At 66.7% G+C, this 22,867-nt stretch carries 22 protein-coding genes and 1 pseudogene; 13 read left to right on the top strand and 10 right to left on the bottom strand.

Annotated features, from left to right (window positions below; all coding sequences use genetic code 11):
- Positions 1-3 precede the first annotated feature (3 nt).
- Genes GMA12_RS16255 through GMA12_RS16225 form a run of 7 tightly spaced genes read right to left on the bottom strand, consistent with a single transcriptional unit; the run spans position 4 to position 8,613 of the window.
- Positions 4-1,803: a type IV secretory system conjugative DNA transfer family protein gene (locus GMA12_RS16255; RefSeq protein WP_156270555.1), complete on the bottom strand. Its 1,800-nt coding sequence runs from the start codon at positions 1,801-1,803 to the stop codon at positions 4-6.
- Positions 1,800-3,554 (bottom strand): putative type IV secretion/conjugal transfer ATPase, encoded by a 1,755-nt coding sequence (locus GMA12_RS16250; RefSeq protein WP_156270554.1) that lies wholly within the window; start codon positions 3,552-3,554, stop codon positions 1,800-1,802. The genes GMA12_RS16255 and GMA12_RS16250 overlap by 4 nt, the downstream gene beginning before the upstream one ends.
- Entirely contained in the window at positions 3,554-5,071 is a 1,518-nt protein-coding gene (locus GMA12_RS16245; RefSeq protein ID WP_156270553.1) for an SCO6880 family protein, read from the bottom strand. The genes GMA12_RS16250 and GMA12_RS16245 overlap by 1 nt, the downstream gene beginning before the upstream one ends.
- On the bottom strand, positions 5,052-6,896 hold the full coding sequence (locus tag GMA12_RS18570; RefSeq protein WP_156270552.1) for a TrbL/VirB6 family protein: 1,845 nt from the start codon (positions 6,894-6,896) through the stop codon (positions 5,052-5,054). The genes GMA12_RS16245 and GMA12_RS18570 overlap by 20 nt, the downstream gene beginning before the upstream one ends.
- Complete coding sequence (locus GMA12_RS16235; protein WP_162459970.1) at positions 6,889-7,638, bottom strand: DUF8175 domain-containg protein; 750 nt, start codon at positions 7,636-7,638, stop codon at positions 6,889-6,891. The genes GMA12_RS18570 and GMA12_RS16235 overlap by 8 nt, the downstream gene beginning before the upstream one ends.
- 46 nt (positions 7,639-7,684) lie before the next feature.
- On the bottom strand, positions 7,685-7,984 hold the full coding sequence (locus GMA12_RS16230; RefSeq protein WP_156270551.1) for a hypothetical protein: 300 nt from the start codon (positions 7,982-7,984) through the stop codon (positions 7,685-7,687).
- The gene (locus GMA12_RS16225; protein ID WP_156270550.1) at positions 7,981-8,613 is read right to left on the bottom strand and encodes a DUF6668 family protein; all 633 of its coding nucleotides are present in this window, start codon (positions 8,611-8,613) and stop codon (positions 7,981-7,983) included. Before GMA12_RS16225 ends, GMA12_RS16230 begins: the two co-directional genes overlap by 4 nt.
- Before the next feature lie 144 nt (positions 8,614-8,757).
- Here GMA12_RS16225 and GMA12_RS16220 point away from each other — a divergent pair, with 144 nt between their 5' ends.
- The 8 genes from GMA12_RS16220 (at position 8,758) to GMA12_RS16185 (ending at position 15,783) form a co-directional block, all read left to right on the top strand.
- Positions 8,758-9,006, top strand: a complete 249-nt coding sequence (locus GMA12_RS16220) for a helix-turn-helix domain-containing protein (RefSeq protein WP_162459969.1) — start codon at positions 8,758-8,760, stop codon at positions 9,004-9,006.
- An 805-nt stretch (positions 9,007-9,811) separates the two neighbouring features.
- Complete coding sequence (locus tag GMA12_RS16215; protein WP_156270548.1) at positions 9,812-10,546, top strand: MinD/ParA family ATP-binding protein; 735 nt, start codon at positions 9,812-9,814, stop codon at positions 10,544-10,546.
- A 33-nt stretch (positions 10,547-10,579) separates the two neighbouring features.
- A complete protein-coding gene (locus tag GMA12_RS16210) occupies positions 10,580-11,692 on the top strand; it encodes a transglycosylase SLT domain-containing protein (protein WP_156270547.1) in 1,113 nt (370 codons plus the stop codon).
- The gene (locus GMA12_RS16205; protein WP_156270546.1) at positions 11,689-12,282 is read left to right on the top strand and encodes a hypothetical protein; all 594 of its coding nucleotides are present in this window, start codon (positions 11,689-11,691) and stop codon (positions 12,280-12,282) included. The genes GMA12_RS16210 and GMA12_RS16205 overlap by 4 nt, the downstream gene beginning before the upstream one ends.
- Positions 12,283-12,339: 57 nt before the next feature.
- Complete coding sequence (locus tag GMA12_RS16200) at positions 12,340-12,558, top strand: hypothetical protein (RefSeq protein WP_156270545.1); 219 nt, start codon at positions 12,340-12,342, stop codon at positions 12,556-12,558.
- 269 nt (positions 12,559-12,827) lie between these two features.
- Positions 12,828-13,931 (top strand): hypothetical protein, encoded by a 1,104-nt coding sequence (locus GMA12_RS16195; protein WP_156270544.1) that lies wholly within the window; start codon positions 12,828-12,830, stop codon positions 13,929-13,931.
- A 127-nt stretch (positions 13,932-14,058) separates the two neighbouring features.
- Positions 14,059-14,499 carry a LexA family protein gene (locus GMA12_RS16190; protein ID WP_062737464.1) on the top strand — a complete coding sequence of 147 codons (441 nt, stop codon included), beginning with the start codon at positions 14,059-14,061 and terminating at the stop codon, positions 14,497-14,499.
- A 24-nt stretch (positions 14,500-14,523) separates the two neighbouring features.
- On the top strand, positions 14,524-15,783 hold the full coding sequence (locus GMA12_RS16185) for a Y-family DNA polymerase (protein WP_162459968.1): 1,260 nt from the start codon (positions 14,524-14,526) through the stop codon (positions 15,781-15,783).
- Positions 15,784-15,802: 19 nt separating this feature from the next.
- On the opposite strand, the gene GMA12_RS16180 is transcribed toward GMA12_RS16185, so the two are convergent.
- A complete protein-coding gene (locus tag GMA12_RS16180) occupies positions 15,803-16,675 on the bottom strand; it encodes a hypothetical protein (protein ID WP_156270543.1) in 873 nt (290 codons plus the stop codon).
- Positions 16,676-16,962: 287 nt separating this feature from the next.
- Between GMA12_RS16180 and GMA12_RS16175 the strand changes: the two genes are divergently transcribed.
- Both GMA12_RS16175 and GMA12_RS16170 read left to right on the top strand, forming a co-directional pair.
- A complete protein-coding gene (locus GMA12_RS16175; RefSeq protein WP_156270542.1) occupies positions 16,963-17,733 on the top strand; it encodes a ParA family protein in 771 nt (256 codons plus the stop codon).
- A gap of 188 nt (positions 17,734-17,921) precedes the next feature.
- Positions 17,922-18,098 (top strand): hypothetical protein, encoded by a 177-nt coding sequence (locus tag GMA12_RS16170; RefSeq protein ID WP_156270541.1) that lies wholly within the window; start codon positions 17,922-17,924, stop codon positions 18,096-18,098.
- A 469-nt stretch (positions 18,099-18,567) separates the two neighbouring features.
- Here the strand turns inward: GMA12_RS16170 and GMA12_RS16165 are convergent, their stop codons facing one another.
- Positions 18,568-18,894 (bottom strand): histone-like nucleoid-structuring protein Lsr2, encoded by a 327-nt coding sequence (locus GMA12_RS16165; RefSeq protein WP_156270540.1) that lies wholly within the window; start codon positions 18,892-18,894, stop codon positions 18,568-18,570.
- 727 nt (positions 18,895-19,621) lie between these two features.
- Positions 19,622-20,767 (bottom strand): hypothetical protein, encoded by a 1,146-nt coding sequence (locus tag GMA12_RS16160; protein ID WP_156270539.1) that lies wholly within the window; start codon positions 20,765-20,767, stop codon positions 19,622-19,624.
- 218 nt (positions 20,768-20,985) lie between these two features.
- Here GMA12_RS16160 and GMA12_RS16155 point away from each other — a divergent pair, with 218 nt between their 5' ends.
- The 3 genes and pseudogenes from GMA12_RS16155 to GMA12_RS16145 form a co-directional block, all read left to right on the top strand.
- The gene (locus GMA12_RS16155; RefSeq protein WP_156270538.1) at positions 20,986-21,579 is read left to right on the top strand and encodes a recombinase family protein; all 594 of its coding nucleotides are present in this window, start codon (positions 20,986-20,988) and stop codon (positions 21,577-21,579) included.
- Positions 21,580-21,962: 383 nt separating this feature from the next.
- Complete coding sequence (locus tag GMA12_RS16150; RefSeq protein ID WP_156270537.1) at positions 21,963-22,214, top strand: PEP-CTERM sorting domain-containing protein; 252 nt, start codon at positions 21,963-21,965, stop codon at positions 22,212-22,214.
- 402 nt (positions 22,215-22,616) lie between these two features.
- A pseudogene (locus GMA12_RS16145) lies at positions 22,617-22,867 on the top strand (hypothetical protein); the annotation flags it as partial.

Genomic DNA, 22,867 nt, shown 5'->3' with positions numbered 1-22,867 from the left:
GACCTACTCCTTCACCAGGGCCGCCCACCGGTTCCCGGCAGGCTCAGGCGCCACTGGCTCGGCAGCCGGTGCTGTGGGCTCGTGATCGACGGTGTCCACTGTGGGGCGGTTGTGGGCCTCTTCGGAGGCCCTGGACGCTTCCGCGTAGGGGCGGTGGTCAATCGGGATGGTGCGCAGCAGCACGGCCCTCGCCCCGGAGCCGAACATCACGGCCCTCCCCTTGGGCAGGGCGGACAGGTCAGCCACCGACATGATGTCGTCGGTGGCGTCCTGGCGGGAGGTGGACCCGGAGTCCTTCTGCTTCGAGGAGGAGACGGAGGTGTAGGTGTACTTGCCGATCAGCTCGGAGAGCATCTTCAGGTAGCCCTCCTCCTTGACGTTGCCGCCGTAGGTGACGACGTTGGCGGTGGAGAACAGCTTGCGCATCCCGGATTCGCCCCACACGTCCACGCCCTGGGACCAGGACTGCAAGAACGTGGAGACCACGATGCCGCGGGAGCCGTAGTGGCTGTAGAGGTTGGGCAGGTTCATCCAGCGGCAGACGTTGGCGGCCTCATCGAGGACGCAGAGCATGGGGGTGGCCAGCCGGCCCCCGCGCTGGGTGACGGCGTGCTCTTCGGCGGCGGTCACGGTGGCCACGGTCAGCGCGGTGACCAGGGGACCGGCGGTGCCGGCCCCTTCCTTGGACAGGGCGTAGAGGGTGTGCTTGCCGTGCACGAACGACTGGGGATCAAACTGTGGGCGATCGTCGTCCGGACGCAAAGGGTTCACCCAGGCGGCGATCTTCTCGTTCTTCAGGCAGGCGGCCATCTGCAGGGCGGTGGAGTAGACGCTGCCTCGGTACTTCTCGGGTTGGTGGATGGTGCTGGCCACCGAGTCGGCTTCCTTGGTCCACCCGTGCTCATCGAGCAGTAGTGCCGGGGTCTCATCGGTGGATCGGGTCAGCCAGTAGTGCACGCGCTCGATGGGCTCCCCGCCCACGGCGGCCGCGAGCAGCAGCCCGGCCAAGAGGTCCTTGCCGGCGGAGTCGAAGTGACCATCGCCCTTGGCGCCGACGTCTCGGGAGCCAGCGGCGAAGTTGTTCGCCATCTCCGCCGCCCGCTCACTGTCGGTGACGTAGGTCAGCGGGTTCCACCACCAGGTCGGTTTCTCCCCAGCCACTCCCTGCGGGTCGAAGACCCACACATCGCCGTCAGCGGCGCGGATGTCGCGGGTCAGGTCGGAGAGGTCGCGTTTGTTGGAGGTGGCGATCACCGGGCCGGGGGCCTCGATGATGGAGGGGGCGGCCTGGGAGGTGGTCTTGCCGGTACGGGTGCCCCAGATGTGCAGGAGGGTGTCCTCCCAAGAGGCGTAGAGGGTGTGACCGCCGCGGACCATCTTCCCGAGCATCACCCCGGGGGTGTCGACGCCGAAGCGAGCCGCTTTGGCCTTCGCCTGCTTCTGGGTGAACGGGGCGACGTCGCGCACGGTGGCCATGCGCGGTGCGGCGCGGTCGTGCTTGACGTTCCTTTGGGCTTTCTGGTGGCGTGTGATGCCCCACAGCACGAACAGTGCCGCCGCCACCAGCCCGAGGGTGGCGGCCAGGACGATCTCGGTGGTGCGCCACGGAAGGTCGCCGGTGACCACGCCCAGGGACCGTTCCCAGTACCCGGTGGGCAGCGGGGCGGTGCGCGGGGTGAGGGCATGGCCGGCGCTGGCGAGGACGTAGAGGATGGCCGGGATGCCGACCAGCGCGAAGAGCAGGGTGAGCAGCAGGGCGACTTCCCCGCCGCCGGCGGTGTACTTGCGGTCCAGGGAGCTCATCGTTCGCCCCTCTCCTGAGCGGCGCGGAACTTGGCCTCGTGCCACTTCTTCTCGGTGTCGTGGACCTGGGAGCGGCGTTCGGTGGGGGTGAACTCCATCGAGAACGGGATCCCGGCCCTGGCACCGACCTTGATGAAGAACTTCCCCTGGCCCGGCGGCGGGGAGGTGGTGCGATCGTCGAAGTACCATTCCCGGTTCTCGGGGTCCTCCAACCAGGCCCGCAGCTCGGCCTCGGTGATGGCCGATGCGTCGGTGGGGGTGTACACGTCGTCGTTGGTGTACTGGATCTCCTCATCGCCCCGGCGGTTCCAGGCGGGCGGGTCCTGCCAGGCGGCGAGCTGTTCCTGCTCGCGCATCGACAGCGGCACGGACTCGGTCAGCAACGGCATCTCGGATTTGGCCAGGCCACCGAGGATCTTGATCCCGCAGCGGTCCATGATGCCCTTGGCTTTCGCGCGGTCCTCCTCGCCGCGGACGGCCAGAAGGTCGGAGGGGGTGTGGGAGGCCATGATCTGCCCGACTCCCATCTCCCGGTTCAGCCGGGTCAGGGCGTTGACCTGATCGACGATGCCGGGCCCGGCCGCCAGGGTGTTCCACAGCTCATCGAGGATGAGCAGGAAGCGTTGGCGCTCAATCACCCCGTCGTCAGCCAGCATGTTGGAGGTCCGCACCGTTCCGGTCCCGATCGACCAGCACGCCAACAGGGTGGCCGCCCGCAGGTCGGACTCGGACTGAGAGATTCGCGAGAGGTCGAAGACCATCGGTCTCGAGGCGTCGATCTTGTTGGTGGAGGGGCGGGCGAACATCTGCCCGAACGCCCCGGTCCCGCACAAGGAGTTCAGCGAGGACTCCAGACCCTCGGTGATCTCGTCATAGCGGGCATCGTTGCCGCGATCCAGGGAGACCTCGCGCACCTCGGCCGGCTTGTCCTTGAGCACCTGGCGCAAATCCGCCATGACTGGGATCGTGCCGGTCTCGGTGTGGCGGGCTTCCAGGACGGTGAGGCACCGATCCAGGATCTGGTCCTCACGCTCGTCCAGCGGCTTCTTGCGCAGGATCGCGATCAGCGACCGGATCAGGTCGAAGCGCCGGGTGTGCAGATCGGCCAGCAGCTCCTCCGCCTTCGCGGCGGAGAGCAGCTTGGCCGCCGCCACGGCGCCGGCGTCGTCGAGCGGGTTGATGTGGCCGACCCCGCGGCCCAGCGGCAGCACGGCCCCGCCCAGGTGCTCGATCATGGCGACGTGTTCGCCCTTGATGTCGCCGAGCACCATCGGCCACACCCCGAAGGCGGCCAAACCGATGGCCATCCGCCGCAGCAAGGAGGACTTGCCCAGCCCCGGGTTGGCCATGATGAAGGCCGAGGGGTTGGCGATCACCCGCAGCTTCTGGAACCAGGAGATCGGGTCACAACACACCGGCTCCCCGGAGAGCAGGTTCCGCCCCAACGGCACGCCTTCCAGCGGGGAGCCCCCGCCCATGGGAAAGGGGAAGAGCCCGCACACCTGGTAGTTGGTCCCGCGCATCTCGCGGATCGGGTGCAGCAGCTGCGCCTCACCCAGACCCCGGCCCTTGTGACCCCGCGGGCCCGGACGACGGGCGGAGGCGGCCGTCACCGAGGTGCTGCCGGTGCGCTTCGGCTTGGCGAAGACCTTGCCCAGCTTCGTCCGGGCGAAGGCACGGTCCAGGACGGTGGTCGAGGCGTTGCCCCGGCTTTCCGGGAGGATGATCTGCTTACGGGCCTTGGTGCTCATCAGAGGGCGTTCCTCACGGTCGAGGGCAGGGCCAGGTGGTCCGGGATGACCACACCGAGGGGCAGGCCGGCGGCGAAGGTGGAGTCCTGGGCGCCGTAGGCCTCCTCCAGGCGGATCCGCGCCGAGGTCCCGAGGTTCTCGATGATGGCCTCAGCCTCATCCAACTCGCCCCGGGTACGGACGGTGGCGGTGACCACCAGCCCGAAGTTCAGCAGCCCCGCCCCGTCGGCCTCCTCGGCCGCGGTGGCCTGGGCTGCGCGGGTCTCCCGGGTGTCCCGGGCGGTGGCGCGGTTGCGGGAAGAGGCGTTGAAGGTGGCGGTGTTGATATCCGTTTCCACCATCTGCGCGGCCCGTGCCGGGTCGATGGGGCGGTAGAGCAGGGTGACGCGCTTGCGCACCAGTTCCGGGTTCGGGGCGATGAGGGCCTGGAGCACGTTGGCCTGGACGGTGGAGCGCGGGGGCACGGACATCGCCCAGGACTTCGACCACGAGCCGTTGTGGTGGTAGCAGTTCCAGAAGGTGTCGGCGGCCTGCGGGCCGACCTCACTCCAATTCAGTTCCGGGGCCATGCCGGCGGCGTGGGCCCGGTCGAAGAGGATGGCCTCTCCCGGGTCGTAGGCCACCCGAATGACCTCGCACAGCTGCTGGGCGGTCAATGGGGCGGCCACCCCGGCCCCGGTGTCGTTCAGCGACAGGGTGAGGTTGGGCAGCCGGGCGGCCAGGTCATCGGCGACCTCGCCGGCGTTGCGGATGCGCCCGCCGGCCCGCACGGAGGCCTTGAAGGTCACCGCGATGTAGGCCCGGGTGACGGTAGCCCCGGTGGGCAGCATTTGCACGGTCTCGTTGATGACGTCGCGGGCGAACTGGGGTGCGTTGTCGACCATGCGGGCCTCGATCTTCCGGGCCAGCCGGTAGCCGGAGTCCGGGGCGGTCTCGATCGTCACCGAGGCCGCGGTCAGCCCGGGTTCGTCGGTGAGCATGCCCAGCCAGTGCGCCCAACGGTCCACCCACCGGTTGATGTGCTCCTGATCGACCATGCCCCCGCCATCGGGCTCGGAGGAGAACACCACGGTGTAGTGGTGCTTCTGCGGAACCTCGAGCAGAGCGAAGGGACGGCCGTAGCCGTCAACGTGCTCGGTGATCCTGGACCGGGCCGAGACCCCGGGCAGCTTCGTCGTGCCCCCCGGGACTCGGCTGACCGGCCCGGCCCGGTAGACGTTGGCGCCGGAGTAGACGGCGTTGGCCCACCCGGCCCGGCGCACGATGCGCTCAATCAGGGTGCGCCCGTGCTTGTTCTTGCTCATGGACAGCGCGATCAAGGTCAGGATCACCGCCTCAAACCCCAGGGCCGCCAGCCACATGTTGAGCATCATCAGCAGGATCCCGCCGACCACCCCACCGATCAGCAGCACGGTGCCGGCGGTCGACAGTCCGGCCAGGCCCTTGGAAGTGGGGGTGCGGAAGTTGCCGTACACCCGCGGACGGTTCTCGTCCGTTCTAGCTTCGGTCTGCGCCATCAGGGCGGCCCTCGTTTCCGGTCTCGTTGGCGATCTGCTGCTTGAACGCACGTGCCTGTTGCTGGACGGCCTTCCCTACCTGCCCTGCGCCGGTGGGTCCCGTGGGGCGGGCCCCCGTGCGGGCCGGTGGTGCACCAGCACCGGAGCCGGGCGTGGGAGACGCCCCGGTGCGAGGTGCTGCCCCTGCCGCCCCGGTGCTCAGGCTCGGTTGCGCCCCGGTCCCCGTCGAAGACTTCTGCGCACCGTCCTGGCCGGGGGTGCCCGGGTAGCCCGCTCCTGCCGCGCCGGTGCCGCCGGCACCGGACCCGGTGCTGGAGGTGCCAGCGTTCGCGCTGGACTCGGTGGCCTGGGAGACGGCTTCCCCGCCTCTTTGCACGGCGTTGGCGGCCGCCATGCCCGCCGCCACCGGTGCCGCTGCAGCACCGGCCGCGGCAGCACCAGCGGAGCTCGTCGTGCCCGCAGCGCTGGCCCCAGTGGTGCCGCTGGCTCCACCGGCAGGTGCGGACGGACCAGCGGGTGCGGAACCCGCCCCACCCTTCGCTGGGGGTGTGGAGGAGGAATCAGAGCCGAACCCGCGGCCCGAGCGCGCCAGGTGGGTCGCACCCTGCGGGATCGCCGCACCCATCGCCGCGATCCCCAACGCCCCGCCGCTGCTCCCGCCGGAGGAGGACATCGAGCCCAGCACGGGGCTGAGGAACCCGACGAGCACGGGCAGGGCGAACACGGAGGCGACGATCATCATCAGCCCGGCGGCGAACTGGATCAGCCCGCTGCCGGAGTCCTCCCACACCCCGGTGGTGGACATCTTGATCGCCAACCCGTAAATCAGGGCGGCGGCGGGCTTGTAGAAGGCGAAGGCCAGGGTCCAGGCGATGACCTTCTGGAAGAAGTTCTTCCCCGTCTCGGTGTTCAAGAACGCCGCCGACAGGGGCAGGATCCCGGCCATCAGGAACAGCATCCCGGTGCGCAACACCATCAGCATCAACTGGATGATGTTCACGATGATCGCCACGACCCCGCCGACGATGATCAGGATGACGTTGCCGCCCAACCACACCGGATCCGCCGCCCCAGTACTGGTGGCGTTGTCCAGGGCCAGCAGCTGGAGCACGTCCGTCTGGAAGTCTTCGCCGATGGCGGAGTCGATGATTTGGACGGCCAGGGCGTCGGTGCCGGCCACCAGGACGTTGAGGATCGTCACCCCGGAGGCCGTCACCACGGCCAGGGTGAGCAGATTCTTCAGCAGGTCGCGGGCCGGTTCAGCCCGCTGGGTCCAGGCCATCTGGGCCCCGGCGATCATCACACTGAGTGCGGCCACGGCCAGGGTGAGGTAGAAGGTCTGGTCCTGGATGAACCCCACCGGCCCGGACAGGTTCCCCGCACGGGCCGGGACGAGGAAGCCGATCAGGCTGGTGGCCCCACCGATCAGGGCCGCCCCGGAGGCCAGCACGGTGGCGGTGTTGACTAGGCCGGCCCCGTCGCCGCGGCGGGCGTTGACGGCCAAAATGATGCCCAGGAACAGCACCCCGAACACGCACACCCCCAGCCCGATCCAGCTCGCGTAGCTCAGGAGCAGATCGACCTGAGCGTTGAACGCTCCCCGGACCGGAGCCTCGGCAGCGCCGGCATTCTCGCTGGTGAGGCTGGCACTGCCCACCGTGGTCCACATGGACCCCAGAGAGGCGATCGTCTCGACCACGGCAGAGGTCACACCGTCAGCGATCTGATCCAGCGCATCCCCGGCCGCCCCGGTGAGCGTGTTGCTGATGCCTTCCTTGGTCTTACAGATGACGTCGATGGGGTTGCAGCTGTTTTCCTCAGCCATCGTGAGGGCCCCACTCGATGTACCCGCTCAGGTCTGACACCTGACCGGACACCGGCCCGGGATTGCCGTTCTCCTGGAAGGAGACGTGCCAGTCGCCCTCCGTCCATACGAGGTCGACGCCGGTGGTCATGTAGATGTCCTCGGTGCCGTCGTCGGCGGCAACGACGACCTCCACGGACGCTTTGCCTTCGGTGTAAGACAGCAGCCGGAAGCCGGCGACTTCCAGGGGAACTGTCGCAGTGTCACCTGAGCTCAGTCGTTGTTGGACCTGGCCGATGGCCACGTCTCTGCCCGGGCCGTCCACGGCCTGTGCTTTGAGGGTGTCCAGCAGTAGCTGCGGGTCATTGCCCGAAGTCAGGATGTTCGTGGTGGCAAGAAGTGCGCCCTCGGGGGTGTGGGAGTAGCAGGAACGGACGCCCGTGGACTCATCCACTGTGCCAGGCCCGTGCTCCTCCGAGGACGGTGCATAGATCGCGCCCAGGGCGGTCCATTCGACGTCCTCGGGAGCCTTCGTAAGCGTGGTGCCGCCGGAGGTGTCCAGGCCGCACACCGACTCCTCGCCCGAGACCGGTTCGGCGGTCGTGGCCGGTGCCTGGGCGGCCTGGGTGGGCTCTTCACCGTCGGGCCACAACCACAGCACCACCCCTAGCACGATCAGCAGCGCAACGAGGATGGCTGAGATGAGGAAGCGGGGAGCCTTCCACCAGGTGTTGTTGTCGTCGGTCTCGATCTGATCTGTCACCTGCTGCTCCTCTGCTGCGGGGGGATGGTCATGCGGAGGCCAGGGGTCATGCCCCGGAGATGAAGGAGAGGATCGAGGCGCCGCCGGTGATCAGAGCCACGGCCAGGACGATCTTGATGATCCCGGAGACCTCTTCGGTGGTCTCACCGCGCCGGGCGTCGAAGGCCATCTTGCCGCCGACCACAAGCAGGCCCAGGACGGCGATGCCCAGGGCGATCCACTTGCCGACACCGACCATGCGGTTCCAGGTGTCACCGATGCCGGGAGGGGCCAGGGGGCTGGAGTCGGGCAGGTTGGCCGGCAGGGCCAGCACGGTGTCCTGGGCGGCAAGTACGAGGTCGATCATTGGGGGGTCCTCTCGGAGATAACTTCGTCGACTGCCTCACCGAGAGCGGTGAGGACTTTTCTCGTCTCACGGGCCATGGACTCCCAGTCCACGGCTCCGGTGAGCCGGAGCTCTTCGATCCAGGGCACCACCCAGGTGTGGGGGACGCCGCCGGAAATGACGCGGGTCTGTCTGGCCAAGGACTTCGGCACCTTGCCGGGAGCATCAGCCACGAGGACAAGGCCCTGGAGATCCACGTCGGGGTGCGCACCAGAGGCCCAATCACGAGCCGCGCGGCTGGCGGCCTCGAGTCCTCGCCGGTTCTGCCGGGCGACGAGAAAGACCGGCACGGGAGCCATCGGACCCTCAGTGCCGGGGCGCATCGGCCACCGGTGGTGGCAGGCGGTGCCGCCGAACAGTTCGGCCAATACGGACTCCCCGGCCCCGCCATGGGCGCCCAGCCAGAACACGTCGTCTGCTTCGACGAGGACTCGCCCCAGTCGCCCCTCGTCCGCAGACAACCCGATCACGCCCTGCTGTGGCGTGGAAGCGCCACGTAGGACCGGCACTGTCTCTTCCGGAACGTCCTCGAAGACAGGGTGAACCGGTGTTGGTCCAGGTGAAACCAGATTCGACCAGCGGTTGTCCATCACTTTTCCTCACGGGGGGTCGCCTAAGCTTGAGGATATATCTACTAAACGACTATCGGGGGTTATAGACCTTGTTAGTGAACTCTAGGAACAGATTAGCGACTTATGTGTACTATGGCGAATGCGTGGATGGAGGGGGTTGTCGTGGCTGACGCGCTCGACCGGCTCTTCGAGGGCCTGCCAGAACGCCTCAGCGTCGACGACCTCACCAAGGTCCTCGGATTGGCTGACCGCACGGTCACCTACCGCTGGCTGCGCGACGGGATCGTGCCGGCGATCAAGCTCGGCAAGAGCTGGCTGATCCTGCGCGACGACATCAAGGAACATCTGCGCGCCCACTACAACATCCCCCATCCCACCGACGGTGACGGGGCATCACCAACCCAGCAGTAGGGAGAGCACCATGGCTCAGGCATTGGAGCGGCCGGTCTGCACCGCGAGGATCGCCGAGGACGACAGCGTGGAGGTGACGATCGACCGGGTCCCCTACGAGTTCGCCTCGATGCCGGCAGCCATCGAGCACCTCGTCTCTGTCGCCGATGACCTGGGGCGACCGGTCAAACTGACGGCCATCGACCCGACGTCGGCGACCGAGCCGGAGACGCACCTGATCGTCTCGGCCGACGGCTCCGTGGCCGCAGATACCAGTGCCTCGACCAAGAAGCGACCATCCCGAGACGGGACTTCACGCGTGGTCACCGTCGATGACCTCCTCCCCGCAGCTGAGCAGGCGACACGCCCGGTGGCGGCGACCAAACCCGCTGCTGACCAGAGCGGACAGCAGCCCGCGGAGCCTTTCGCCGACGAGGAGCTCCAGCAGACGTCCGCTGAGTCCGATGTCCCCCAATCAGGGGACGTCACGGTGTCGTCCGTGCCGGCCGCACCGCCCGCCACCGCCACGTCAGCAGCAACCCCTCCGAGCCCCACACTCGCACCTGCTCGACAAGGGCAGGGCGCACTCCTCAGTGACCCGGCGCCTACCACCCCCGCCCTAGCCCCGGTCGTCGTCGAGCCCGGGGATGCCCGCCTGCAGTTGCGCCGGGAAGCGACCACGGAGACGCCCGAGTCGCCGGCCCGGCACGGCTGGCGTGGATGGTGCAACCAGGCCCTCGGACTGTCCCTGGCGGCGTCGGCCGCCGAGCGTGCGTCCCGGGCCCGTCGGTCCCGGATCCAGCGGCCGCTTCAGACCCACCGCACCGTGGCGGTGCTTCAGCTCAAGGGCGGAGGTGGGAAGACCACCACGGCCTACCACCTCGCCGCGACCTACGGTCGGGTGCGCGGGGGCAACATCCTGGCCGGGGAGTTCAACGAGAACCAGGGCACCCTGGCCGAACGGTCCCTGACCGCAGGCCACGACCGCACCACCTTGGATCTGATCCGCAACCTGGAAACGGTCACCCGGCGCACCGCCGACCTGGTGCGCTACGTGCGCCCCCAGGGCGATGACCGGATCCACGTGCTGGCCTCCCCGCCGGAGGGCACCGACCGTTCCCGGGTGGATGGGCGCTCCGTGCGCACCGCACATGAGACGCTGCGGTCCCTCTACAGCCTGATCCTGCTCGACACCGGCAACTCCGCCCAGTCCTCCACCTGGCGCGCTGCCGTGGACGTGGCCGATTCGCTCGTGCTGGTCGCCCACAACCGCGAGGACGACGCCCGGCTGCTGGAAGCCACCGTGGAAGCCGTCCGGGCTGAGGGCCACGGCGACAAGCTGGCCCGGTCCGTGCTGGTCGTCTCCAACACCGCGACCAACAACACCGAACGCATCAGCCGCCTGCGTGACTACGCGGAGGCGATCGGGCTGGCCGGGTGCGTGGTCATCCCCTTCGACAAGTCCCTCCAGGAGGGGCGCGCTTTCCACTACGACGCCCTGCACCCAGCCACTGTGCGGGCCTATGAGGAGGCCACCGCCACGCTGACCGACCAGCTCTGACCCACACCCCTCCCATCCCCCCAGGAGGCTGTGATGTCCGCTGGATCCCCGCGCGCCCTCGGCGCCCTCGTGGCGCTACTACTCGTCTTCGCTATCGGCTCGATCGTGGCACTGGCCGTGCTCGTGGCCACCCTGGCCGAAGACGACGAGCAGACCTCGGCCACCTCCTGCATCGTCACCGCCGTCACCACCGACGACGACCAGGAGCGTGCACCGAACATCCCCAACGGCTGGGCACCACTGGTGGAAGCAGCCGCTCAGACCGCCGGGCTGCCCGTGAGCGTGGTGGCCGCCCAGCTCCAGCAGGAATCCAACTGGGACCCCAACGCCGGCAGCTCCGCCGGAGCTCAAGGCATCGCCCAGTTCATGCCCGCCACCTGGGCGACCTACGGCAACGGGGGCGAGGTCACCGACCCCGACGACGCGATACCGGCCTACGGGCGCTACATGGCCGCCCTCAAGAAAGACGTCGAACCACTGGCAGATGGGGACGCCGACCAGCTCGTGCGCCTGACCCTGGCCGCCTACAACGCCGGCCCCGGGGCCGTGCAGCAGTACAAGGGCGTGCCGCCCTATGAGGAAACCCAGAACTACGTCCGCACCATCCTCGACGTCGGGCAGAGCGAGTTCTCCGCCCACTGCCAGGCCCCCACCGGGGCGCAGGAATGGGACGGAGACCTCGGCGACGGCGAGTGGACCACCCCGCTGCCCGGCGGGAAGTTCACCTCCGGCTACGGAGGCCGCGCCCTGGCCGGGGTCCCGGGGTGGGCCAACCAGCACGAAGGCGTGGACATCGCCACCCCCGGGGCCGGCAATGGCCGCGGCGGAGTCGTCGTCGCCCCCACGTCCCTGCGGATCACCGGGTTCAACGCCACCGATGGGTGCGTGATCGCCAAGGAGAACGGGGAGGACCCCGACTTCGGCTTCGCCTTCTGCCACCTGCACTCCTGGGACGTGGCCAAAGGCCAAAAGCTCAAACGCGGCGACGTCATCGGCACCGAGGGCAACCGCGGACGCTTCGGCATGGCCACGCACCTGCACTTCGAGATCTACACACCCGACGCCCCCGACCTCGTCTTCCCCTACCAGGGACACAACATCGACCCCGAGCCCATCCTCAAACAGAAAGGAGCATGGCCGAAATGACCCGACACCGCCTGATCACCGCCCTGACCCTGTGCCTGCTGCCCCTGACCGCCTGCGGGCCCGAGGGGACACAGCCGACCAGCGAGCAGACCACCACTCCTGCCACGGCCACGCCCTCCCCCACCGAGCTCACCCCCGGAGAAGGCACCTTCCCCGATCCGGGCAGCGCGGACCGGGCCGATGTGGAGGCCACAGCCGAAACCGCCGCGCTGATGCTGCACTCCTGGGACACAGCCACCGACCGCACCCAAACCGCCGCCGCCATCCGCGCCACACCGTTGATGTCCCAAGAGTGGGCCGCCCATCAGGTCGAGCCCGAGCGCAACGGCAACCAAGCCGCCTGGCTCGAACCAGCAGAACACCAGGCCTACAGCGCCCCCAGCCTCATCCCAGCCGTCGGCGACGTCACCCGCGACGTCGCCGCAGACAAAGCCATCCGCGCCTACGACCTCACCTGGCGATGGATCAGCCGCGACAGCCACCCGATCGAGGCCACCGGCCAACGCCACGTCGTCATCTACCTCGAGAAGCACAACAACCAGTGGGACGTCGTCGGCCACCAGACACATGACATGGGTAGCAGCAAGTAAGCCCGACACGGGGACTTGACGCTGTTCACTGTCATGTACATGTGTCATGCTGAGCACATGAAGGAATACGAGCCCCCCAAGATGATCGGGCGCAGAGTCCCGTTCAGCATGCGGGTGCTCCCTGAACAGCACCGCCGCGCTTTTGAGAAGGCGGCCGCTCTTGGCCTGTCCCAGGCCGATTACATCGGTGCGCTGATCGACCGCGACCACGGATTGCCGAACGCGATAGACGATCGGCAGAACGCTGAGGAGCTTCCCATCACCAAAACCGCTTAAACGACTGACGGCCCGCCTTGCAGGGCGGGCCGTCGAAGTCAATCAGCTGTCGTGAGTTTGGCGACCTAGAACAGCTGGTTCAACAGAAACCGGATGAGAACCGCATATGAACCCATTACCAGGGGACTGTTGTGTCCCCTAGTGTACCTGAGGCGTTCCCGCAAGGGGACCCCTCCTCACTGACGCATGCCGATTTTCGGTCACACTCCTCCCCTGACGCTGCCCTCGAGACCGCTCGAGAGTTCCCCTCGCGTACCCGTCGGGTGCGGGTGGAGCATGAGCGTTCCAAGGCTGTCGTGCTGCGGGCGGTGCCCAAGGGGTGCCAGCTCGTCAAGCACGTCGCCGCCTGGCGCCGAGCCGTCCTGGAGCACCCCAGCCTGGAGTTGATGCGTGCCGATGCCCGGGCGAACCTGCTGGCCGTCGTCGAGATCATCTGCCGCCAGCAGGACCCCGCCTCGCGCACCTGGCGCACGACCTGGGACTGGGTCGCTGCGAAGATTGACCGCTCCCGCTCCACCGTGGCGCGGGTGATCCGTCACCTGCGCGAGGCCGGGCTGCTGGCCGTGGTGGCCACCGGCCGCAGCGCGGGGCGCACCCCGGCCGCCACCGGCCGCACCCAGGGCGAGGCCCCCGTCTACGCCCTCATCCACAACACCGTCCAGCCGGCAGTTGAGCCTGTGGAGATAACTGACACCCCGGTCCCCACGAAGTGGGAGAGTCTTTCCCCGCACGCGCGCGAAGAACTTTCCCCGAAGGACGCGGCTACGCCGCGACCGACCCGAAAACGCGCCGCACAGCGGCGCGAGGTGGTCGCCGCCCTGAGCCGTCGTACAGCCCCGCTGTGGCCCCGTCATGCGACGACGGAGCCTTTGACGGAACGGGTGACCCGTCGGGCGCGGAAGGAGACTCAACGGGCGGCGGCCCTGGAGCTCCAGCACGAGGCCATCGTGCTGCGCCAGCTCACAACCGCCCACGTGGTGAGCGTGTGCCGCCCGTTCTTCCAGGCCGGATGGACCATCGCTGATGTGCTCACCGCCCTGGACTGGACCCCTCAGGGCACCCGCTACGGCTTCCTGACCGTGGAGGGCATCGACAACCCCGCCGCCTGGTTGGGCGCCCGGATGCGCGCCTGGACCCACTCCGACGGCACCCCGATGCGGTCGCGGGACCAGCGGGTCGCCGCCGAGGCCGCCCAGCGCCGGGCGGCAGCACGGGCGGCCGCCGAACGCTACGCGGCCCGCACGGCGGCCGCCGCGGCCGTCCCAGCGTCCTCCTACGCCCATGGCCCTCGCCAGCCGTTCCGGCAACGTTGGGCCGCCCAGATCGCCGCCGGCCAGAACCAGGCCGCTGGTGCGCCCGCCTCGGCTCCGTAGCCGGACCCTTGGCGTGTCCGGTCGGCGGGGGAGAATCCGCAGCATCGGCACTAGCCAAACCGTATATCTGTACGAGTCAATTGTGTTCATGTGCTGAGCTTTAGAATATGTGTTCTATCCTGGCGGCATGAGACACCCAGTTCCGCTCACCATTGACCGCCCCGTGCTGGTCTCTGCGGTCCTGGTCCGAGTCCCGGCTGGCTTCCCCTCCCCTGCCCAGGACAGCTTCGACGACGGCCGGATCGACCTCAACGAGGTCCTGATCAGAGACGTCACCTCCACCTACGCATTCCGGGTCACCGGAGACTCCATGGAAGGAGCCGGGATCTACCACGGCGACGAAATCCTCGTGGACCGATCCATCACCCCCAAACACGGTGATGTAGTGATCGCCGTCTACGACGACGAGTTCACCGTCAAACGCCTGCACGTCCACGACCACGGCGTGGTCCTCCACGCGGAGAACCCCGCCTATCCCGACATCACGATTCCCTCGATGACCCAGCTCCAGGTATGGGGTGTGGTGACCTACTCGATCCACCACGTCCACTCCCGGAAACTGCACTAGCCGGGCCAAACAAGGTGGTACCCCGTGATTGCCCTGGTGGACGTGAACAACTTCTACGCCTCCTGCGAGGCCCTCTTCGAGCCCTCCTTGGCGAGCAAGCCGCTGGTGGTGCTCTCCAACAACGACGGCTGCGTGGTCGCCCGCTCCCCCGAAGCCAAAGCACTGGGGATCAAGATGGGTGACCCCTGGTTCCAGCTGCGCGCCGACGCCACACGCTGGGGACTGGAAAAGCGCTCCTCCAACTACCAGCTCTACGCCGACCTGTCGGAGCGGGTGATGCTGCTGCTGGCCCGCCACGCACTGGGCCAGGAGGTGTACTCCATCGACGAATGCTTCCTCCTCCCACCCCAGGGCACCCCCGAGGAGCAGACCCGGTGGGCCCGCCGACTGAAGGCCACCGTGGCCCGCAACGTCGGACTACCGGTGAGCATCGGCATCGCCAGCTCCAAGACGCGGGCAAAGATCGCCACCGAGACCGCCAAGAAGCTGCCCGCCACCGGCGGGGTGGTCCACTGGGACCAGGCCCCCGACGGGTACTGGGAGAAGCTCATGGAGGCCCTGCCCGTCACCGAGGTCTGGGGCATCGCCGGACGGCTGGCCAAGCGCCTGGAAGCAATGGGCATCGAGACCATCGCCGACCTGCGCGATGCCGACCCGGTGGCCATCCGCCACAAGTTCTCCGTGGTGCAGATGCGCACCGTCCTGGAGCTCAACGGCTTCCCCGCCATCCCCGTCGAGGACGAGGTCGCCACCAAGGCCCAGATCCTGGTCTCCCGATCCTTCCCGGACCCCATCTGGGACCCCGAGATCGTCGGGGCCGCGGTGGCCGAGTTCGCCCAACGCGCCTCCCGCCGGCTCCGGAAGGAAGGCGAGGTCACCGGGCGCTTCACAGTGTTCGCGAGCACCTCCCCGCACCGGCCCGGGCCCACCCACAATGTCTCCGCGCACGTGCGCCTGGCCGTGCCCACCAATGAACCCACTCCCCTGGTGGCCGCGGCCCGCGCAGCACTGGCGCCCAAGCTGGTGCACGGGATGTCCTACATGCGCGCCGGCATCCTCTGTATGGACCTCGCCCCCGAGGGGTCCGTGCCTGTTCTGCCGGGAGTACTCGAGCAGCCGGCCCCGATCGGGGAGCTCATCGACGCCGTGAACCGCCGCTTCGGCACCGGCACCCTCGCCCTGGGCCGACTCGGCGCCCACGCCCCCACCCCCTGGGCCAACCGCCAAGCCGACCTGTCCCCGCGCTACACCACTGACTGGGCTGAGTTGCGCACCGTTTCGTAAAAGTCGACGCGGCCCTGGGTCATCGCTGGACCGTCAGCCCTCGCCGGTACAGCGATACTGCCAGGTCCATCATGAACGCTGCGGCCGATCCGTATGTGGAGAGAGTTTCGTAGTCCATCCCGACGAGGTGGGGAAGCGAATCAGCTGATCCGGCCTCGGCAGCACCTTCCAATGGCTTGTGCGTTAGAGAGTGCAGCCCCGCCCACTCCTTGCTGTGGGACAAGCCGGAGCAGATGCGCCAGATGGACAGTAACCGCACATCCTGGAACAGCTCGTGACGGGCTTCCAGGTCTTTGAATAGCGAGGTCCACTTAGAATCCTGATTCCTAACCTGTCTCCAAGTGAGGGAGGGGGTGCCGTCGATGAGCTCGCGCATACGAGCGCGGGCCCGGCCAAGCTTCTCAATATCTCGCTGGGCGATCTCCTTGAGCTTTGAATCTTCGAGGTAATCCTCCATGGAGTATTGCTGCATCTGCAGTTCATCGTGTCGCAGGGCCCACCTTCGCGCGATCCGCTCGTAGCGACCGTGTGGAGACATCACCCACGCCACCTGAGCTGCGCTTTCCAGCGCCGCCCGCACCAGTGCGAACGGCCCATGGGCCCGGGCACGAACCTGTACATGGCCATCACCCTCCTCAATCACGATCAAGTCGCGGAGAGACGCCAGATTCCCTGCTGTAGCCACGAGGCCGGAATGGGCGAACATGCTGATCGGCCAACCGCCCATGTGTTTGTCATCTCCTGCAAGGGACGTTTTGGCGTGAACCGCCGGCGGCATCTTCATGGGGTCGAACGAGGCAAGGGAGTGGTCGAGCTTAATCAGGAACCGACGAAGGTGAGCCAGCTCCTCTTCAGACACGGAGAGCAACGACTCCTGGGGGGATTTAGTCATGCCCTGAGCCTACGAAGGAGCTCGAATCGACGGGGAGTTTGCCATGGTGCGAGCTAGCCGCCGACTCACTGAAGTAAGTCAGCGGACGAGGACTGCCGCACATTTTCTCGGCCCTGGCGGGCCTCCAAAATGATTGCCAAAGGGAAGCAGCGGGAGCCTCAACGCCCGGACAAGACCAGCATCTACATTTTTTGGTAGATAGATCTCTAGCTATCATGGTGGCTAGCGAGCAAGCGAGGTATATGTATAGCTAGATAAAATGCTCCCTAGCTTGGTAGCATGAACGCATGCAAACCCTGATGGTCTACAGCGAATCTGGCGGTGTCACCAAGACGACCACCGCTGTCTCCCTAGCAATGGTCGCTGCCGCTGAGGGGCACCAAGTAGTACTCGTTGATCTCGACCCCCGTGCGGCTTCCACCAAGTGGTTCGGAGTGCAGCCATCGGCTGAAGGAATGCACGTCGGTGCGATCTTGGGTGATGAGAATCCTGAAGGCTGGGCCGAGGATCTCGCGGTGCCCAGTGGGTGGCACCCGAACCTGCGGGTGATTCCCTCGGCTCGCAACGTCTCCAACCGGGAGGCAGACCGGGCTGATCATGCGGAGCTGCGGCTGAAGATCTCCCTGACCGGTCTGTCGGCCGATGTGGTGGTCATCGACTGCCCCAACCGGCAGGGCGGTCCGTTGACGCTGTCGGCGTTGAACGCGGCGGACACCGTGGTCTACGCCGCCACCGCCACCAGCGACGGCATCGACGGGGTGGAAGGGGCCCGGCGCACGGTCGCCCAGTTCCGCCGGCACCGCCAGCATCTCGGCGCCCCGGACACCCTCACCGAAGCCGGCATCGTCGTGGGCGGGGTGAAGGAGACGATCATGAGCCGGGCGGCCGTGGCCAGCCTTGAGGAGCTGCGGGCCACGGGGTTGTTCCTGGAGCCGCTGATCCCCGACCGGGCCATCGTCCAGGAGGTGCGGATTTCGGGGGAGTGGTACGGCCAGTACCGCAAGGGCGCCCGGGTGCTGGATGCCTACACCGCGATCGCGAAGAAGGTGCTGCGATGACCGAGAAGCCCGAGCGTCCCGCCTCGCTCCAGCGTCGCCGGCCCCGCCCGGCCCCGGATGAGCACATCGACCCGGTCGACTACACACCCCCACGCGCTACCTCACCCCAGCCCGCGACACCGGTGGTGTCGTCCCCGCCGGTGGTGTCGTCCCCGCCGGTGCAGGCGGCACCGGCAGCGGAACCCGCGGTGTCTGCGCCCAAGCGCGGGCGGGGGCGGCCGCGCCGGGAACCCACCATCCAGCTCGGGGTGCGGGTGGCCCAGGACGTCTCCGACCTGATCGAGGAGCTCACCGAGCACGACGGCACCGCCCGGGCCGTGATCGAGAACGCGGTGCGCGCCTACGCCCAACAGATCAACCGATAACACCCGGGCCCCGGTGGGGGAGGGGCGTAACTGCGGGCTGTTTTCCCATGGTCCAAGAGGAAGGAACCCGGCTCACCGGTGGTGGTGGGTCGGGTTCCTCATTCTTTGGACAGGCGGCGGGATGGGGTGGGTGGTTCCGTGGGTTGTCGAACGACGCGGGTGCCCACTCCCCGTCCGTATGGGGCCAGGGCTGACCCCCAGCGAGGGGCAGTTGTCGGGGGCCGAAGGGACGACCAGCGCTGTCCAGTGTGGACGCGGGGCGTCCCGGCAATCCTGGGCCGGACAGGGACCGTCAGTCCGTCACCCGCTGCTCACCGAGAGGAAGTGACCACGCTAACGGCTCCCGCGCTCGAGCTCTGTCCCGAGGCGTTCGGTGGCGATGCCGCGGCCGTGGCTGCTGGCACGAGCCCCGATGTCCCGGATCACCCCGGACAGGTCCGAAGGCGTGTCCGGGTGGGGGAGTGGGGGTCTACTGAGCGGCGTAGTAGGCGTCCTTGACGGACTGGTGGATCCGGCCGCGGTCGGAGACCTTGTATCCGTTGTCCTTCGCCCAGGCGCGGATCTTCGCCGTCTCCGGGTTACCACCGGAAGAGGGGGACGTAGTGGTCCGGGTGGGTTTGGACTGGGCTCGCCGGCCAGCGGCTGCGTAGGGGCGCAGGGCCTCCCGCAGCTTCTCGGCATTGGCGGTAGAAAGGTCGATCTCGTACTGCCGGCCGTCCAGACTGAACTGGACGGTCTCGTCAGCAGGACCACCCTCGAGGTCGTCTTCCAGAATAATTTTCACGCTCTGCGCCAACTCAGCCCCTTTTCATTGATTCCATCATGGCTTGCACCGTCAATATATACACGGCTGAATTACTCTAGCCGAACTAACTTCCCATGGGTGGGCTGAAAATCTGCCTGGCGCTCTCCCCTGCCAGGGGATTGAGAAGCAGGAGTCATCCGGATCCTCCGTGAGGGCGTGTCGGACCTTATCTCGAACCTCGACGTAGGAGCCGTGGCGCTACGTGAGCAGGGCGACGGATTCTGTGGTTGTCAAACCTTGCTACTCTGCCTTCGTCGACGAGTTCCCTATTGGCTGTATCTGTCAGGTATTTCTCGTAGATTCGCGCTCGATTATCAGCGTTATGCATCCGAGAATTTACGGCAAGAGTGAGTAGTCCCAGGAACGTCACGGCCAAGACCAACAGTGGTATCAATGGCTCAATTACGCCCTTGCCCGCGCTGACGATCAGGGCTGAAAGACCGATAAGCAGGGCCACTCCAGAGGTGTTGCCCGCGCTTCCGCCCCGAGCTAGTACCTCTGTCAATACGAACAGCTTGTCGCCCTCGCTCAACTCTCGAAAGGCCTGCACATCCTTGGGCGTGACACGCCCCCACCGCGTATGCCGCTTCATCAGCTCTCGGCGGCGGCGGCGCTCAGCCTCGGTACTCAAAGGAACGCTGGCTGCTGAAAAGCGCTTCGACGGAGATCGCCTGGGTGATCCCCCGCATGAGTAGTTGTTGCCACCAGTCCCCGTCTATCAATCGATCACCACAGGCAGGAACGTGAGGTGTGCCAGTCGCTTCTCGTCATCACTAGCCAGAACTTCGTAGTCCCCACGGGAAGCCGGTTCACTTGCATCGATCAACCTTTGTGTGCGCGGGTGTGCGCTGATCGCTGCGTGAGCCGAATCAATCAGATCGGTGACATTCCTGTGGCCGCGCATGAACACGATCAGCGCGATGCGGGACTGCCGCCACAAGGTGTACCTGGTCAGTAGTTGTTCCAGTCCGGCAGTCAGTGCCTGAGGGCCCTTCCAAATCTTGCATTCACCCACGAAAGCGTCGCGGTCCTTCCATCGCAGCAACAAGTCTGACTTGCCCTGACCGATGAAAGTCTCACCCGTGACCTGTCCCTGGAAGTTGGCGTTTAGCACGAACAGCAGCACATCACGCAGTGTCTCTTCGTCCTGCTCCAGTAGTTTTTTGGTTGTTCCCGGCAGGCGCTCGAGTGCTTTTGAGAACGAAGCGATTGTCTGAACGACCGATTCCGCCATGTCATCGGCCAGAGCCCACTGTGGCGCCCCAGTAGCCGCCGCCTCTTCGAGTACCCGCATCGACAGCGGCGCCGGTCGAACGGGTACCTCAACACGGCCGCTTGTTGGCCGTGTCAGCGGCACCTGCAATTGCTCCATCGCCCCACGCAGGGCCCGAGTCATCTTCCAACGTGGCTGCAGCTCTGCACGCAACGTTTCCGCGAATACAGCCTGACGTTGCCCGATTATTTCGTTAGCGGTGCGTACGTCCTCGAGGAGTTTCTCCTCGATTTTTGTGACAAGTTGGGCAAGTTGGTCAGCGAAGTCTTCCCCGAGTTGGTGATCAACGTTGAACGCGAACTCGGCGACCGACTGGCCACCTGTTGATTGTCCTCTACTCACCATTTCGCTCACCTCTATGAGCAGTTTCAAATCACCACGAAACGGGTACTTCAATTCGAACCGGCTTCCGTCATGCTCGTAGTAGCGATCGGCTACGTCGATGACGATCGGCTGCGGTGCGTGTGTGATAAGGAGCTGTTCGAGGATGACTTCCAGTGGCCGATCGGCGAGATCGTCGGCCATAACTGATGCGGCGACGCGGATAGCAGCTGCACGCAATTTTTCAGTTGTGATGTCCTCGTTTTCCACCTCCCCACCATAGGACGGGCGATCCCCTGTTTAGGGCAACACCCCGAGCTCTGAGGGCACAGGACCCATCGTCTCTCAAGCCAGGGGATGCGAGACGTCTCGTCCGGGAAATTTGCTCCCGCATGATTCCGCGGATCCGGGTGTCTCGCATCCTTGTGCTTTATCCATGCCCCTAGAATCGGATACTCAACGTCAGTTGCGAGACAGATGAGGTGGACATGGGGAAGCTAATCGGGTACGCCAGGGTGTCGACGCGGCAACAGGACGCCGACCGTCAAGTGGCTGACTTGCTCGCCGCCGGCGTGCGACGCGATGACATCTATGTGGACCATGGAGTGTCTGGAGGACGTGCGTCCCGTCCGGCCTTCGACAAGGCGGTGGACGCGCTCGAGGAGGGCGACACGCTGGTCATTACTACACTGGACCGATTGGGGCGGTCGACGCAGAACATGCTGGCCTTCGCCGAAGCACTGCGAGGCAGGGGAGCCGGGCTACGGGTGCTCAACCTGGGTGGGGGAGACGTGGACACCGCGACCCCGATGGGGTCGATGGTCTTCACGGTGATGGCCGCCCTGGCCCAGATGGAGCTGGAGATCAAGCGGGAGCGGATCACCGACTCGGTGGCCAAGCGGAGGGCCGCCGGCAAGGATCTGGGCGGGCGGCGCCAGACCTTCACGGACTCGCAGATCCGCAACGGGCTGCGGCTGATCGAGGGCGGTGAGCCGGCCACCCAAGTGGCCAAGGACCTCGGGATGTCGCGGGCGACGCTCTATCGGCGGATCCGGGAGCTGCCGCAGGCGACGACCATCTGAGTACGTTGTGCGTGTGGACATCGTGATGCGTATGGCGCACCTGTGCGGGCCTTTTCATCGCGCGGGGTAAACGGGCATGACGACTACGCCGGGTTGCTTGAGCTCCGGGTGGCTTCATCGGAACCTGCTCGAGGTCCCCTATGGGTTCCACATATGGCCTCTTCTCGTACAGCAAACCAACCCAGGTGTCACCCACTCTTGCGGTAGTGCCGTCGCCCCATCAGAGGCAGGCAGGGGGTGAGCGGGGCCTCCATCCTGTCTCAAAATGTGGACACGTGACACGCGTCCTCTCTTGATTACTGGGGAGTCACGTTACTAGCCTGTTTTGCATAGACAAACGTCTAGTGCTCATCCCCGGGAGGCTCCCCATGGCAGGAATGTTGATGAGCATCGCCACAGGCGCGGGCGGCACGGCAGCTGTGGCGGCCATGATCGAGCTGAGCTTGTCGGTCGGAACTAGTGCTGCACCCGAGCCGGCGGCGATCGTTCTGCTCCTCATCGCGGCGGTGGCATTGATTGCCCGTATCGTCGTGGACTTCGAGTCCCAGTCGCGGCAACATGCTGATCGGACTAGGGCACAGATCCAGGCCCGTCGGCACCACCAGCAACAGCAACTCCTGGAAGCAAGGCCATAGCTACCGCTACAGCCGTTCGCGCATCAACACTGAGAGCCACAATGGCAGGGTTCTTGTGAACTTCTCAGCGACGCAGCTTGACCTAGGACACGGTTAGCGGCGGACCGTGCTGCTGTAGGGATTTGTCGATGGCGGGGTCGCATCTGCTTAGTATCCGCCCGTCGTCGACTTCCGCAGACCATGGTGAGCCTTCTAGGGGCGACCGGTTTCTTGATCGAATCTCCATGTGGGCTCGACCCGACCGCCACCCGGGCGCCCCATCCTGGGGGCAGTGCCGGGGGAAGGCGCAGGGCAAGGTGCAGGGGAGATGCAGGGCCTACGGACGGGTTCCGGGCGCCTGCTGCTTCCTCCTCATCGGGCCCTAGTGCCGCCCGGGTCCGGGCACCACCAGGAGGGGTCGAGATGAGCAACGGCGGGGACTCCGCGGTTCGTCCGCAGGACGGCCGCGGCGCCGGTCGCACCGGTCGGTGGGGTGGCACGCCGCGCCTGGTCGGTGTGGACGCGGCCCGCGGCCTGGCGCTAATCGGGTTGATCGCCGTGCACATCCTGCCGGAGGAGACCGAGACCACCGGGGAACCGACGTGGAGCTACCTGCTCTTCGCCGGGGACTCGGCCGCGCTGTTCGCGCTGCTGGCCGGGGTGGGCCTGGCCCT

This window comes from Kocuria sediminis, assembly GCF_009735315.1.
GTDB lineage: Bacteria > Actinomycetota > Actinomycetes > Actinomycetales > Micrococcaceae > Kocuria > Kocuria turfanensis.
The sequence above is the reverse complement of the archived record's forward strand: the minus strand, read 5'-3'. Positions and strand labels throughout refer to the sequence as shown.

Excerpts from the sequence above, each read along its gene's own strand:
- GMA12_RS16225 (WP_156270550.1), bottom strand. The coding sequence starts at position 8,613 with ATGGACAACCGCTGGTCGAATCTGGTTTCACCTGGACCAACACCGGTT.
- GMA12_RS16180 (WP_156270543.1), bottom strand. The coding sequence starts at position 16,675 with ATGACTAAATCCCCCCAGGAGTCGTTGCTCTCCGTGTCTGAAGAGGAG.
- GMA12_RS16205 (WP_156270546.1), top strand. The coding sequence starts at position 11,689 with ATGACCCGACACCGCCTGATCACCGCCCTGACCCTGTGCCTGCTGCCC.
- GMA12_RS16175 (WP_156270542.1), top strand. The coding sequence starts at position 16,963 with ATGCAAACCCTGATGGTCTACAGCGAATCTGGCGGTGTCACCAAGACG.
- GMA12_RS16210 (WP_156270547.1), top strand. The coding sequence starts at position 10,580 with ATGTCCGCTGGATCCCCGCGCGCCCTCGGCGCCCTCGTGGCGCTACTA.
- GMA12_RS18570 (WP_156270552.1), bottom strand. The coding sequence starts at position 6,896 with ATGGCTGAGGAAAACAGCTGCAACCCCATCGACGTCATCTGTAAGACC.
- GMA12_RS16250 (WP_156270554.1), bottom strand. The coding sequence starts at position 3,554 with ATGAGCACCAAGGCCCGTAAGCAGATCATCCTCCCGGAAAGCCGGGGC.
- GMA12_RS16245 (WP_156270553.1), bottom strand. The coding sequence starts at position 5,071 with ATGGCGCAGACCGAAGCTAGAACGGACGAGAACCGTCCGCGGGTGTAC.
- GMA12_RS16255 (WP_156270555.1), bottom strand. The coding sequence starts at position 1,803 with ATGAGCTCCCTGGACCGCAAGTACACCGCCGGCGGCGGGGAAGTCGCC.
- GMA12_RS16155 (WP_156270538.1), top strand. The coding sequence starts at position 20,986 with ATGGGGAAGCTAATCGGGTACGCCAGGGTGTCGACGCGGCAACAGGAC.
- GMA12_RS16230 (WP_156270551.1), bottom strand. The coding sequence starts at position 7,984 with ATGATCGACCTCGTACTTGCCGCCCAGGACACCGTGCTGGCCCTGCCG.
- GMA12_RS16150 (WP_156270537.1), top strand. The coding sequence starts at position 21,963 with ATGAGCATCGCCACAGGCGCGGGCGGCACGGCAGCTGTGGCGGCCATG.
- GMA12_RS16200 (WP_156270545.1), top strand. The coding sequence starts at position 12,340 with ATGAAGGAATACGAGCCCCCCAAGATGATCGGGCGCAGAGTCCCGTTC.
- GMA12_RS16190 (WP_062737464.1), top strand. The coding sequence starts at position 14,059 with ATGAGACACCCAGTTCCGCTCACCATTGACCGCCCCGTGCTGGTCTCT.